Origin of the sequence: Sinorhizobium fredii USDA 257, from assembly GCF_000265205.3 — a bacterium.
In the GTDB taxonomy this organism is placed as follows: domain Bacteria; phylum Pseudomonadota; class Alphaproteobacteria; order Rhizobiales; family Rhizobiaceae; genus Sinorhizobium; species Sinorhizobium fredii_B.
In genome coordinates this window covers 2,914,929-2,927,817 of sequence record NC_018000.1, presented here as the reverse complement: position 1 = coordinate 2,927,817, position 12,889 = coordinate 2,914,929, and the positions used below count along the sequence as shown (strand labels likewise).

11 protein-coding genes are annotated in these 12,889 nt (G+C 60.4%); 7 read left to right on the top strand and 4 right to left on the bottom strand.

All coding sequences use genetic code 11. The features are described 5' to 3' along the window. Positions 1-52 precede the first annotated feature (52 nt). The gene (locus USDA257_RS13485) at positions 53-1,927 is read right to left on the bottom strand and encodes a TPR end-of-group domain-containing protein (protein WP_014763519.1); all 1,875 of its coding nucleotides are present in this window, start codon (positions 1,925-1,927) and stop codon (positions 53-55) included. Positions 1,928-3,636: 1,709 nt separating this feature from the next. After that, entirely contained in the window at positions 3,637-4,860 is a 1,224-nt protein-coding gene (locus tag USDA257_RS13480) for an MFS transporter (RefSeq protein WP_014763518.1), read from the bottom strand. A 110-nt stretch (positions 4,861-4,970) separates the two neighbouring features. On the opposite strand from USDA257_RS13480, the gene USDA257_RS13475 reads away from it, so the two are divergent. After that, complete coding sequence (locus tag USDA257_RS13475) at positions 4,971-5,564, top strand: TetR/AcrR family transcriptional regulator (protein ID WP_014763517.1); 594 nt, start codon at positions 4,971-4,973, stop codon at positions 5,562-5,564. 23 nt (positions 5,565-5,587) lie between these two features. On the opposite strand, the gene USDA257_RS13470 is transcribed toward USDA257_RS13475, so the two are convergent. Beyond that, entirely contained in the window at positions 5,588-6,481 is an 894-nt protein-coding gene (locus tag USDA257_RS13470) for a dihydrodipicolinate synthase family protein (protein ID WP_014763516.1), read from the bottom strand. Positions 6,482-6,618: 137 nt separating this feature from the next. Here USDA257_RS13470 and USDA257_RS13465 point away from each other — a divergent pair, with 137 nt between their 5' ends. From USDA257_RS13465 to USDA257_RS13440, 6 genes are all read left to right on the top strand, one after another. Continuing rightward, positions 6,619-8,037, top strand: coding sequence for an FAD-binding oxidoreductase (locus USDA257_RS13465; RefSeq protein WP_041415233.1), 1,419 nt, complete (start codon positions 6,619-6,621; stop codon positions 8,035-8,037). Beyond that, on the top strand, positions 8,034-8,564 hold the full coding sequence (locus USDA257_RS13460; RefSeq protein WP_014763514.1) for a TRAP transporter small permease: 531 nt from the start codon (positions 8,034-8,036) through the stop codon (positions 8,562-8,564). Before USDA257_RS13465 ends, USDA257_RS13460 begins: the two co-directional genes overlap by 4 nt. Continuing rightward, entirely contained in the window at positions 8,561-9,844 is a 1,284-nt protein-coding gene (locus USDA257_RS13455; RefSeq protein WP_014763513.1) for a TRAP transporter large permease, read from the top strand. The genes USDA257_RS13460 and USDA257_RS13455 overlap by 4 nt, the downstream gene beginning before the upstream one ends. Positions 9,845-9,867: 23 nt before the next feature. Next, positions 9,868-10,887, top strand: coding sequence for a TRAP transporter substrate-binding protein (locus USDA257_RS13450; protein ID WP_014763512.1), 1,020 nt, complete (start codon positions 9,868-9,870; stop codon positions 10,885-10,887). A 147-nt stretch (positions 10,888-11,034) separates the two neighbouring features. After that, positions 11,035-11,697: a GntR family transcriptional regulator gene (locus USDA257_RS13445; protein ID WP_041415231.1), complete on the top strand. Its 663-nt coding sequence runs from the start codon at positions 11,035-11,037 to the stop codon at positions 11,695-11,697. A gap of 74 nt (positions 11,698-11,771) precedes the next feature. Continuing rightward, the gene (locus USDA257_RS13440) at positions 11,772-12,413 is read left to right on the top strand and encodes a ThuA domain-containing protein (protein WP_014763510.1); all 642 of its coding nucleotides are present in this window, start codon (positions 11,772-11,774) and stop codon (positions 12,411-12,413) included. A 55-nt stretch (positions 12,414-12,468) separates the two neighbouring features. Here USDA257_RS13440 and USDA257_RS13435 read toward each other — a convergent pair whose 3' ends face one another. After that, positions 12,469-12,777, bottom strand: a complete 309-nt coding sequence (locus USDA257_RS13435; RefSeq protein ID WP_014763509.1) for a PilZ domain-containing protein — start codon at positions 12,775-12,777, stop codon at positions 12,469-12,471. Between the last annotated feature and the right edge of the window lie 112 nt (positions 12,778-12,889).

Below are 12,889 nucleotides of genomic sequence, written 5' to 3'. Positions count from 1 at the left end.
AGAACCAGTGGCTGACGAGGCGGCCTGCATACCTGTGACAGGACAATGCCTCTTACCCGAGGAGTTCAAGCACCTTCGAGAAGCGCGGGTGACTACGGATCGGATCGAGATCCGAGTCGTATTTCACCCACCTCTTCGTTTCGTGGGTGGCACCGGGGAGAAGCTCCACTAGCAGGTCGATCGCTCGTTCATGTTCGCCCTCGAGCGCATAGAAGCAAGCGACGTTGTATTTCGCCAGGCGGTCGTCGGGATCGATGGCCAAAGCGCGTCCCGCCCATTCCTTAGCACGATCAAGCTCACCAAGCGCCGCCAGCCCCAAAGCCCCCAAGTAGGCGGGTCTCGGATTTTCCGGACGCAGCTTCAGCTCACGCTCGGCGCGCGCAACACCTTCCCGCGCCGCCATCTTCATTTCCTGCTCGCGCCCAAGCGATCGGAGAATGTTAATGAGCACAAGCAAGGCTTGGTAATCGTCAGGCTTGATCTCTGCGGCGCGCTGGAAAAGCCTGGCTGCTTCCTCCAGTTTCCCCTGGGTGAAGCAGGCGCGGGCGTAGAAGTAATAGGCTTCAAAAAGATTGAGATCGAGGGCGATCGCCTGATCGAACTCTTCCATCGCTTCCGGATGACGCTCGCGAAGTGACAGAGCAAGACCGCGTGAAGCATGCGCTTCTGCGAGACCGCTCTCAAGCTCCAGCGCCTTGGCGCTAGTCGCCAGAATGCCATCGATCGAGACATCCGCGTTATAATGCAGAAAGAGGAAGGAATCGCAGTCCGCAATTCCGGCGTAGGCCCGCGCAAAACGCGGGTCGAGTCCGACCGCCATGGCGAACATGCGCTTCGCCAGGACGTAATGAGATCTGGAGTGCCAGTGCAGGAAATGCCGTCCTCTAAGGTAGTACGTATAGGCCTCGAAGCTCCCGGTCGGCACCCGAGCGATTACCCTCTTCTCCTCTGGCAGCAGCTTGACCTTCAAGTGATCCACAATGGTATGGGTGATCTCGTCTTGAAGGGCAAATATGTCCGTGAGATCACGGTCGTACCGGTCGGCCCAGAGATGACCGCCGCCACTTCCGTCGACGAGCTGCGCAGTCACCCGCACACGCGAGCCGACCTTGCGGACGCTTCCCTCCAGGATAAAATTGACCCTGAGATCCTGGCTCACCTGCTGCACCTTTACCGGCTTGCCCTTGTACGTATAGGCCGTGTTGCGCGCGACGACGAAGAGGCCGGAGATTTTCGACAGGTCGGTAATGATGTCCTCGGTGATCCCATCACTAAAATACTCTTGCTCGGGGTCACCGCTTATGTTGTTGAAGGGCAGGACCGCAATGGAGGGCTTTTCGATCTCCCAGGGCTCTTGCGGGCTTGCATCCGAACGGCGCGTTCTGGGAGCCGGTGGAAAGTCCAGGGTAATGCTATAGGCGCGCACCGGCCTGTCGATGTTCTTGAGCGTCTGCTCGCCCATATCATCAAATTGAAGATCGAGCCGGTTGCCGACATTGTCGCGGACGGCTGCAGAAACCGCGATCCCGCCGGGCGTCGCTATGCTTTCAAGCCGAACCGCCACATTGACGCCGTCCCCGAATATATCGTCGCCCTCAACGATCACGTCCCCAAGGTTGATGCCTATGCGAAGCTCAATGCGGCTGCGCTGCGGCACACCCGCATTGCGCTCAAGCATACCCAGTTGGACCGTGGCCGCGCAGGTGACCGCATTCACGACACTCGGAAATTCCGCCAGAAATCCGTCGCCTGTGAGCTTCACGACGCGCCCCTCATACTCGGCGATCTTGGCGTCGATCAGTTCACTGCGATGCGATTTCCATGCCGCGTGGGTGCCTGCCTCGTCCCGGCTCATGAGTCGGCTGTAAGTCACAACGTCTGCGGCGAGGATGGCCGTCAAACGTCTGTGCACCGTCGCATCGTTCATGTGACCACCCAGTCTTCGTGTACTGCCACTCTCGGGGTGCCAGAATTCCAGGCTGATCCGATCATACTCCTGCGTTGAGTGAATGTCTCTTTTTGCTGCGGCCAAGATGACATCTGTGAACCGCCGAGCGGCATCTCCGTCCGGATCAGACGATGCCGGGATACTTCGGCTGTTCAAGAGTGTCGGCGACTGTAGCGGCCCCGACTCCCGGCATTGTGCTTCGGATGCAAGAAGGGCTTGATCGCCTTACTACGCTGAAACACCGAAGGGCATCGCGATGCCGGCACGCGAGTCGCTCCAGATGGAAGAGCGACGCCGATTAATTCGCGAGTTCTAAAGTCTTTCGTGACCGGAGGTTGCTGCGCCAAAAAAATCTCGACCTGTCGGCGATTGTCTGCTTCTATGTCCGCGGCATGATCTTCAGAACCATTCCGGCGGACAGAAGATGGTCTACGATTGGGAAGGAAGGCGCACGCGTCGCCTTCAATTGCTTAGATTCATCGGAGCGTTGGCTGTGCCCGCTCTGCTGCTCGGCTCCGCGATGACAGCAGCCAAATGGGCCAAGACCGGAACCTCTACGATTGCAGCACGATCACCGGCAGTTCCGAGGTGAATACAGCGAAGCGCGGCTGCGACCGCTTTGCACGCGGCAGCGGCGCCGAATGAAAACTCTATTAGCAGGGAATCTAGAGATGGACGACTGCGACATTGACTATCCGAGAGCAACCGCCCCGGCCTCGACCCTTTTAGAGATAGCCGAGCAACTCGCCGCTCTAGCACGGGACCTCGAAGCTTTGGTTCAAAAGCCGATAGGATCAGATCTACCCATCGAGCCGGACGAACGGGCCACCTCATCGGTCCGGTAACCGTCGGCAGGTGGGAATAGTGTTGCAGCAATTGCTCGCGACCGCTCAATACCGATGAAAGGAACGGTCACGTTCTCCACCAAGGCGTTGGCCCGGAGTTATTTGGATTCAACGAACCGGAGGAGCCCTGGCGCCAGCCCGAGCATGGCAACCGGCGTCGCCGGGAAAAACGGCACCGTTAGATAATCAGCCGACAGCAAAGGCGGGCGTTAAGCTTCAAGGCGGGTGAAAGTGTTTATTGGCGGGCCTGTTGGCCAATTGGTGCAATATGTTCAGAGCCATCCGCAATGAAGTATACCAAATCTGGCCGTAAGGAGACGCAAGCAGGGGACGCGCCAAGATGAGGTATTCAGAGATATCCGGCAGATGCATATGGATTAAGCCCGGATCGCAATGACCCAGGCTTAATCATGTTCAAACCGTATCTTCTGCAATATTGAGCATCGACACTGCAATGCTTATTCCCCTTGCCAATTCAGCAAGTTCCAAGAGCAATTCGGGGAAAATGTGCCGTTGCAGAAAGGATATTATCCGAAAGTATAAGAGACACAATAAAAATAAGGGGTTTATTGATTAATCATACTTTTGCGCGCATTGCCTTTCTGTGGCTATCGCAGCCGCGGTGTAGGAGAGCCGGACAAAGGCCCTCACGGCGCGTTCGAGCGGCGACGGGCTTCCGGCGAGTTACCGGCCGACTGCGACATACGGTTGACATGCCCCGGAATGCGGATGATTTAGCGCCACGAACATGTCGCACATGAGAGCGCGACATGTTGTATTCAAATTCACCAATCCACCATCACGTCAACTTCGATGTGGTTGAGCTGCGCGACGTCGGCTTCGCTACTCTGCCGGCTGGGCAAGGGAGCCGACAGGGCATTCCGTTGTCGTGCCGGCCAGGCTCCGCTGACCCAGACCGATGGTCACCACGGTCGCCACGCCTGCGATCACGGACACCCAGAACCCGTTCTGCGCTCCGAAATTGTCGACGACCCAGCCCGCGAGGAAGGCACCGAGCGCCATGCCGATCCCGATGCCGGTCATCACCCACGTCACTCCTTCCGTCAGCATCGAGGCCGGCACACGGCGCTCGATCAGGCCGAAGGCGGTAATGAAGGTCGGAGAGATGGCGATACCGCTGACAAACACGGCGAGTGCCAGAAGCGGCACGGTGTCCGCCACCAGGAGCGGCAAGGACGTGATGGCAAGCACGCTGACCGCGATCAAGAGCTGCCTGTGCAAAGACATCGTTGGATTGAGAGCGCCGAGCACCAGGCCGACCACGAAGGAGCCGATTGCATAAACCCCGATGACGATGGTTGCTGCATTAGGCTGCCCGAGTTCCTTGGTGATTGCTACGGCGCTCACTTCGGCCGTCGCGAACATGGAACCCACGAAGACGAGAGCGAGCGTGATGATCTGCACGGCACGCAGGCGGATCGCCGAGCCTTGCGGGGCATCGATCTCCGTATGGCGCAGGTTCGGCTCGGTCGAGCGCTGCAGGATGAATGCCAGAGTTCCAACGGCAAGGAAAATAGTGCCGGCGAGCATGCCTGCCTCCGGGAAGAGAGCGACCGCCAAGCCTACCGAGAGCGAAGCGCCGGCGATGTAGACCAACTCGTCTGCCGATGACTCAAAGGCGAAGGCGGTGTTCAACTCGGGCCGATTGCGGAAGATCTCGGTCCACCGGGCCCGCACCAGGGCCGGGATGCTGGGCATGGCTGCAGCCAGGAAGGCCGAGACGAAGAGCGCCCAGTCGGGCCATCCTTGATTGGCCGCCGCGATGAGGGCGAAGAAGGCAAAGACCGAAATGATCGTGGTCGGGACCACGACGGCCGTCTGGCCGTAGCGATCCACCAGCCGCGATAAGTGGGGAGAAACCAGCGCGTTCGTCAGCGCAAAGGTAGCCGACACCGCGCCCGCCAACCAGTATTCCCCGTGCGTCTGGGAGAGCATCGCAACGATGCCGATCGGGGCCATTGCTATCGGCAGGCGTGCGAGGAAGCCGGCCGCTGAAAAGCCCTTTGCTCCTGGCGCTCTGAAGATTTCTGCGTAAGGATTGGACATGGGAGGTTCCTTGTGCGGCTCCACCACTTACATACGTGGCGTATGTCCTAGTTAGTTGCGTACGTATCGTATGTCAAATAAAATACGCGACGTATGTGACCGGAGAGTATATGCGCAGACAACGCCACGACATGATCACTGAGACCCGGGCGAAGCTGATTGCCGCTGCCCGACAAGCCTTCGGCACCGTCGGATATGCCGACTCCTCGATGGACGATTTCACCGCAGCGGCGGGGCTGACGAGAGGCGCCCTCTATCACCATTTCGGGGACAAGAAGGGCCTCTTTCAGGCGGTCATCAAGGAAATCGACGCCGAGATGACGGATCGGCTCAATCGCGTTTCGGCAGCCGCTCCGAGCCGCTGGCAGGGATTCGTGGAGGAGTGCGTCGCTTATATCCAGATGGCACTCGAGCCGGAAATCCAACGCATCATGTTCCGCGATGGCCCGGCCGTGCTGGGGGACATATCGCAATGGCCGAGCACCAACGGCTGCATCGCTGCTCTCAGCGAAAGTCTGCGCCAGCTAAAAGCCGAGGGCGCGATCGTCGACATCGACGAGGAGGTGGCGGCGCGCTTGATCAACGGCGCCAGCAGCCATGCCGCATTGTGGATCGCCAATTCCGACGAGCCCCAGGAAACATCGAAGAGAGCGGTGGAGGGGTTCCGCGCCTTGCTTGAAGGGCTAAGGGTCGACAAAATGTGAGATGGGACTGCGCTGTGTCCACGTCAGTCCGTATGGACTTCGAAGAGGTGGTCGAGAACTGAACCGAGGCGGGACGCTTCAATCTCGTCTAGCGCCACCAGGGGAGCCCGGACGTTGAGCCAGGTGCGATCGCCGCTGCGGTGCGCGACGAGGGCCTTCACGGCTGGAACAACAGAGTATCTGAGCACCTCGTCCACCAGGTTGTTGATCCGCGCGTCGCCTCGCCCGTCCTGCGCCAGAGGCAGCAGCACCTGCGGGCAGACGTTGGCGAGGCCCGAGATCGCCCCCTCTCCTCCCAGGCGCACGCCTTCAGCCAGATAGCGCTCGTCGCCGATCAGGATGGCGAGGTCCTTGTGCGCCGCAAGTAGCTTCCGCGTATAGGCCCAGTCGCCGGAGGAATCCTTCACGCCCATGACAACACCCGGGAATGCCTCTCTCAAGCGGGCGATCAACTCGACAGACAAGGCGACTTGGGTGACCGCCGGGATGTTGTAGACAATGACGCCGCCCGCCGCCGCTCCCAGCTTTTCCAGGACTTGGCTGAACCATAGAAACAGGCCGTCATCGCTAACACCCTTGAAGTAGAATGGCGGCGGCAGAAGAAGGTTTCGACTGCCGAAATCCGCAGCCATGCGCGCTTGCGCGAGCGCCTCGTCAACCGAGGCGGCAGCGACGCAGACGACGACGTCCCTTCCCTCGATCCCCGCACCGGCCAGAGCGCTGAGCACTTGCTCGCGCCCGGAGCTGTCGATCGACGCACCTTCGCCGGTCGTGCCGAAGGCGGTCACGCTGGCGCATCCGTTCTCCAGGCACCACCGCGCGTGTCGCGCAAAGCGGGCAAGATCAATAGCGCCGTCCGGCCGGAACGGCGTGCTCATTGCGGCGCAAAGGCCGAACCGACCGGATCTCTCTAGCATCACGATATTCCTCCTGCTGGCACCGGACACTCGCGATAACTGACATCGGAGCCGCGGCATTGCTGCGTTGGCGGAGCTTGACATACCACTTGCCTTTGCTAAGGTACAGTACCTTACATACAAGAAAAGAGCCGATGATGGATGCAGTGGATCGGGATCGTCCGAGGGAGGATGCACTCGAGGAATTGAGGGTCGAACTCGGGACTCAAGCGGTCCTGACCGGCAACGACATTCCCCTGCGCAACAGGAACGACTGGAGCAGCAAGCCTCCTGGTCAGCCAATCGCCGTAGTGCGACCCAGCAATGCAGCGGAAGCGGCGCGCGCTGTAGCGACCTGCCGGGCCGTCCGGCTGCCCTTCGTACCACAGGGCGGCCTGACCGGCCTGTGCGGCGGCGCAACGCCCGAGCCAGGCTGGGTCGCCATCTCGCTGGAGCGCATGTTGGGCATCGAAGAGATCGATCCGGTCAGCGCGACGATGACCGTCAAGGCAGGCACGCCCCTCGAGGTCGTGCAGAAGGCCGCCGACGAGGCGGGATTTCTGTTCCCGCTGGATCTCGGCTCGCGCGGATCATGCGCCATCGGCGGCAATCTCTCCACCAATGCGGGCGGAAATCGCGTCATCCGCTATGGAATGACACGCGATCTCGTTCTCGGCCTCGAGGTGGTTTTGCCGGATGGAACCGTGCTGACCAACCTCAACAAGCTCCTGAAGAACAACGCCGGCTACGATCTCAAGCACCTCTTCATCGGATCGGAAGGGACCCTCGGCATCATCACCCGCGTGGTGTTGCGGCTGTTCCCCAAGCCGCGTTCCACGACCGCGGCGCTTTGCGCCCTCTCGCGCTACGACGATGTGGCGGCGCTCTTGGCCGGCGCCCGCAGCGGCCTCGGGCCCATCCTGTCAGCGTTCGAGGTGATGTGGCCCGATTACTGGCAGGTCGTCACAGAGCGCCTGAAAGTCCGTTCCCCGGTTACTTCCGGCCACGCTTTCTACGTGCTGGTCGAGACGCACGGATCCGACGAGGCGACCGATGCCGCGCGGTTCCAAACCTGGCTGGAGGAGATGATGGAGAGCGGCATTCTGGCCGATGCGGCGGTCGCCCAGTCCCATGCTCAGGTGAAGGATTTTTGGGCGGTACGCGACGCCTGCGCCGAATTCGGCACCGGGCTTGGACCCCATATCTCCTACGATATCGGGCTCCAGGTGGGCCGGATGGACATCTTCGCGAGCCAATGCAAAGCGGCGCTCGAAGAGGGCATTCCCGGCTGCGAAAGCGTCTATTACGGGCATATCGGCGATGGCAACCTGCATCTGGTCGCCTGGGTACCGGGACTGCCGCTTGATGAGCAACCCAAGGAAGCGATGGATACGATCATCTACGGGCTCGTGCGCGATATGAGCGGCAGCATTTCGGCCGAGCACGGCATCGGCACGACGAAGAAGAAATGGCTGGGCCATGCCCGCAGCGAGGCCGAGATTGCCCTGATGAGGGTGCTGAAGGGGGCGCTCGACCCCGATAATCTCCTCAACCCCGGCAAGGTCATTTCGCTATGAACCGGGTGTTCCAGGCGATTGAGACGCTGCTCGCGCTTCTGTTGGCCGGCATGGTCGTGATGGTCTTCGGCAATGTGGTGCTGCGCTATGTCTTCAATTCCGGCATCACGGTCTCCGAAGAGCTGTCTCGCATCTTCTTCGTCTGGATCACTTTCATCGGAGCGGTCGTCGCAATGCGCGACGGCTCGCATCTCGGAATGGACACTTTCGTGCGGGCGCTGACGCGGCGAGGCAAGATCGCCTGTTGCGTGCTCAGCCAGGGCCTGATCCTGATCTGCTGCGCAATGCTATTGCGCGGCACATGGCTCCAGCACGAGGTCAATGCCAGCACCTTGGCACCGGTGACGGAAATTCCGATGATCTGGGTCCATGGCGTCGTCTATCTGTCGGCGTCCGGCATCGGCCTCCACGCACTCGTCAAGCTCTGGCGCGCGGTAACGGGGCAGATCAGCGACAGCGAACTTCTCGAAATCAGCGAGAGCGAGGAGATCCCCCCGGTTCACGTAGCTGAGAGCGTCGACCGATGACCATCGCGATTTTCACCGGTTCGCTGATCGGCGCCATCGCATTGGGCGTGCCGATCGCTTTTGCCCTGTTGATCTGCGCCGTCGCGCTCATGGTGCTGCAGGGCAATATCGACACCACGATCCTGTCGCAGAAGATCATCGAGGGTGCCGACAGCTTTCCGCTGCTTGCCATTCCGTTCTTCATGCTGGCCGGCGAACTCATGAATGCCGGTGGCATTTCGAAGCGGATCGTCACCTTCGCGCTGACCTTCGTCGGCCATCTTCGCGGCGGTCTCGGCTTCGTTGCGATTTTCGCTTCCGTGTTGATGGCCGCCATTTCGGGGAGTGCCGCGGCGGATGCGGCGGCGATTGGCGCGCTTCTCATCCCGATGATGCGCCGGGCCGGCTACGACGTGCCGCGTTCCGCCGGTCTCATCGCAGCCGGCGGGGTGATTGCGCCGGTAATCCCGCCTTCAATCGGCCTCATCGTCTTCGGCGTCATCGCAAACGTCTCGATCGGCAAGTTGTTCCTGGCCGGGATTGTTCCGGGGCTGATGATGGGGCTCTCTCTCCTCTTCGCCTGGCTGTGGGTTGCGCGGCGCGACGAGGTCAAGACCCTGCCACGTCAGGATTGGAGCGCCCGGTTGCGCGCCGGCATCGACGGAATCTGGGCGCTCGTCATGCCGGCCGGCATTATCGGCGGGCTCAAATTCGGCATCTTCACCCCGACGGAAGCCGGTGTCGCCGCCTGCGTCTATGCTTTCGTGGTCGGCGCCTTCGTCTACAGGGAGCTGCCGCTGCGCCAGCTCGACCCGATCCTCGTCGCGGCTGCAAAGAGCACCGCCGTCATCGTCTTCCTGATCGCGACCGCGCTAATTTCCGCCTGGCTCATAACCTTATCGGAGCTGCCGGCGCAGGTCGAGGCGATGCTCAGCCCCTTCATGGACAACAAGATCCTGCTGATGGCCGTCATCATGATCATCGTGGTGATCGTCGGTACCGCGCTGGACTTCGCACCGACCCTGATGATCCTGACCCCCGTCCTGATGCCGGTGATCAAGCAGGCGGGCATCGACCCGGTCTATTTCGGCGTCCTCTTCATCATGAACAACGCGATCGGGCTGATTACGCCGCCCGTCGGCATCGTGCTGAACGTCATGTGCAGGGTCGCCAATATTTCCATGGGCGATCTGATGAAGGGCTTGTGGCCCTTCCTATGGGCCGAGCTCATCGTTCTCTTCCTGCTCGTCCTCTTCCCCGGTCTCGTCATGGTTCCACTCGACTGGCTCACGCACCGATAAAAATTCATAGGGAGGATTGAACAATGCGCATGCTCATCACACAAACCGGCCTTGCGGCGGCCATCGCCGCCTCGACGCTGTTTGCCGCGGGATCGGCTAAGGCCGAGTTCGAAGAGCGGACGATCCGCGTCTCGAACGGCGTCAGCAAGGAACATCCCATGGGCAACGGCCTTGCCGCCATGGGAGCTTGCACGCTCGAAAAAACGGGCGGCAAGATGAAGATCCAGCCCTATTGGGACGGCGCTCTCGGCAACGATCTGACTGCGACCCAAAGCGTTCGAACCGGATCCCTCGAGATGGTGCTGACGTCGACGGCTCCGCTCACCTCGATTATCCCGTCTTTCGGCGTCTTCGATCTGCCCTTCCTGTTCAACGACGAGAAGGAAGCCGACCAGTTGCTCGACGGCAAGGTCGGCGGTTGGTTCTCGGACCAGCTGCCGGCGGTCGGCGCGGTCAACCTCGCCTGGTGGGAGAACGGCTTCCGCCACACCACCAATTCGCGCCACCCGATCACCAAGGTCGAGGACTTTGAGGGTGTGAAGATGCGCGTCATGCAGAACAACATCTTCATCGACACGTTCAAGGAGCTCGGCACCAACGCAGTACCGCTTGCCTTTTCGGAAATTTATTCCGCACTCGAGACCGGAACGGTCGACGGCCAGGAGAACCCGTTCAACAACATCGAGAACATGAAGTTCTACGAGGTTCAGAAGTATCTGACGCTCACCAAACACGCCTACAGCCCGACACTGGTGCTGTTCTCCAAGAAGGTGTGGGACGGGCTCTCGCCGGAGGAGCAAACCGTCCTCAAGGAATGCGCCCTGGTCGGCCAGAAGGAACAGCGCAAGGTCAACCGGGAGAAGTCCGAGGTCAGCTTGGCGAACCTCAAGGACCAGGGAATGGAGGTCAACGAGATCACGCCCGAGGAGATGGAGCGGCTACGCGACAAACTCAAGGTGATCTCCGAGCGCCATGCGGCATCGATCGGACCCGAAACGCTCGACCTCGTTTTCGGCGAGCTCAAGCGCATCCGGGGAGAATGACCCCCTTCCGGAAGCCAATCCGCACGGCGCCGGTACGGCTTGTCGCCATCCGGTGCCGTGTATATATCTCTGGCGTGCCGCCGCAAGCCGGGCCGACCCGGATCGGATCTCTCTAGCGGCGGCAATCGCCTGTAAATGGATCCTGCCATGCCGTCATTGAAGCTCGAGCCGTCACAATCTCTGGCCCAGAAGGTGGCGTCGCGCCTGCGACAGGCGATCATCGAGGGCGAGTTTCCGCCTGGCGCCGTCATCGCCGAGGAGATGCTGGCGCAATCCTTCGGAATTAGCCGAACGCCCGTTCGGGAAGCCCTGAACCAGCTCCAGTTGCAGGGGCTCGTTGTGATCCGCCCGCAGGTCGGCAGCTTCGTCTTCAGCCCGGACGCCGACGACATCGCCATGCTGTGCGAGTTCCGCGCCATTCTGGAGCCGCAGGCTGCCAGGCTGGCCTACCGGAACGACCGGTCCGGCACGCTCGCCGCACTCGAAACGGTGATCGGCGAGATGGAGAAGGCCGTAGGAGCGAAGGACAAGGTCGCCTATGGTCGCGCCGATACGGCCTTTCATGACACTTTCGTCAATCACTGCGGAAATCGCTACGTCCAGGAATCCTACCGTTTGGTGGCTGGGCGCGTCGCGGCCCTCAGGACCAACTACAGCGCCCCGATCGACGTGCAGACACCCCGCTCCTTCAAGGAGCACCGCGCTTTCGTCGAGCTTTTTGAAAAGGGGGCCTTCGAGGAATTCGAGCGGCTGATGCGGATCCATGTGACGGACACCGCCAAGACATACACGGCGGCGCTAAAACTCTGATCCAGGGCCGGGCGTCCGGCCCTCTGTCAGAGCCACCGATCTGCGGGTGGGCAACTGGGACTGAGGGGAAGACCATGCGTGAAGCACTGATCGTCTGGGGCGGCTGGAGCGACCACGAGCCGCAGCAATGCGCGGCCATCATCAAGGACATGCTCGAGGAGGACGGCTTCAAGGTCCATGTCGAGCACGGCAGCGAAGCCTTCGCCGATCCATCCGTGCATGATTTGAGCCTCGTCGTGCCGATCGTCACCATGTCGAAGATTGAGAAGGAGGAGATCCAGAATCTGGCGGCCGCAATCGAGAACGGCGTCGGCCTTGCCGGCTACCATGGCGGTGCAGGCGACAGCTTCCGCGAATGCGTCGAATATCAGTTCATCATCGGTGGCCAATGGGTCGCCCATCCCGGCAACATCATCGACTACACGGTCAACATCACGCGGCCGGACGATCCGGTGATGGAAGGGATCACCGACTTTCCCTATAGGTCAGAGCAATACTACATGCATGTCGACCCATCGAACGAGGTGCTGGCAACGACGAAGTTCACGGGCGATCACTCCTACTGGATCGATGGCGTTGTCATGCCCGTCGCCTGGAAGCGGAAGCATGGTCGTGGCCGCGTCTTTTATTCCTCGCTTGGCCACCAGGCAAAGGAGTTCGATGTCCCGCAAATGAGGACGCTCTTCCGCCGCGGCGCCAACTGGGCGGCCCGATAATGGAGCCCGATCGAAGCAGCCGATCGGCTAGTCGAGAAACGGGCCTGTATCCTCGTCAGCCTTTGAAGAACTTATAGTATGACGCGATCTGCGCCGCTGTGTTGGATGAGAGCTTGAGCTTGATACCTATGCGGTCTCCCCTGTTCCACCGGACAATGCCGGTCAGAAGGCCGAGCTCTGCGCTGCGGATCGTGACCTCCTGTCCGGTGCGGGCGCCGATGTCGAAAAAGAGCTGAAAGCAGATCCCCTCTTCAGAAAGATCCTTGACGATCCCGTTGCTCGATCCTGTCTTGCAACTGACGTTCCCGGTTATCTGAGTCGCGTTTCTCGGAGAAACACGCTGAACGCTGTCTTTGTACGGCATAGCTTCCTCGCTGATTTATTTTGGTAGTCTTATATTCTATGTTAAAATCGTCAATCAACGAATAATCCTTGAGATTACTCTAACCAACATAAATCAATTATATAGTTCTTGC

Bases quoted from the DNA above. Each gene is read 5' to 3' on its own strand.
- USDA257_RS13445 (WP_041415231.1), top strand. From the start codon at position 11,035: ATGCCGTCATTGAAGCTCGAGCCGTCACAATCTCTGGCCCAGAAGGTG.
- USDA257_RS13485 (WP_014763519.1), bottom strand. From the start codon at position 1,927: ATGAACGATGCGACGGTGCACAGACGTTTGACGGCCATCCTCGCCGCA.
- USDA257_RS13455 (WP_014763513.1), top strand. From the start codon at position 8,561: ATGACCATCGCGATTTTCACCGGTTCGCTGATCGGCGCCATCGCATTG.
- USDA257_RS13450 (WP_014763512.1), top strand. From the start codon at position 9,868: ATGCGCATGCTCATCACACAAACCGGCCTTGCGGCGGCCATCGCCGCC.
- USDA257_RS13465 (WP_041415233.1), top strand. From the start codon at position 6,619: ATGGATGCAGTGGATCGGGATCGTCCGAGGGAGGATGCACTCGAGGAA.
- USDA257_RS13470 (WP_014763516.1), bottom strand. From the start codon at position 6,481: ATGCTAGAGAGATCCGGTCGGTTCGGCCTTTGCGCCGCAATGAGCACG.
- USDA257_RS13440 (WP_014763510.1), top strand. From the start codon at position 11,772: ATGCGTGAAGCACTGATCGTCTGGGGCGGCTGGAGCGACCACGAGCCG.
- USDA257_RS13435 (WP_014763509.1), bottom strand. From the start codon at position 12,777: ATGCCGTACAAAGACAGCGTTCAGCGTGTTTCTCCGAGAAACGCGACT.
- USDA257_RS13475 (WP_014763517.1), top strand. From the start codon at position 4,971: ATGCGCAGACAACGCCACGACATGATCACTGAGACCCGGGCGAAGCTG.
- USDA257_RS13480 (WP_014763518.1), bottom strand. From the start codon at position 4,860: ATGTCCAATCCTTACGCAGAAATCTTCAGAGCGCCAGGAGCAAAGGGC.
- USDA257_RS13460 (WP_014763514.1), top strand. From the start codon at position 8,034: ATGAACCGGGTGTTCCAGGCGATTGAGACGCTGCTCGCGCTTCTGTTG.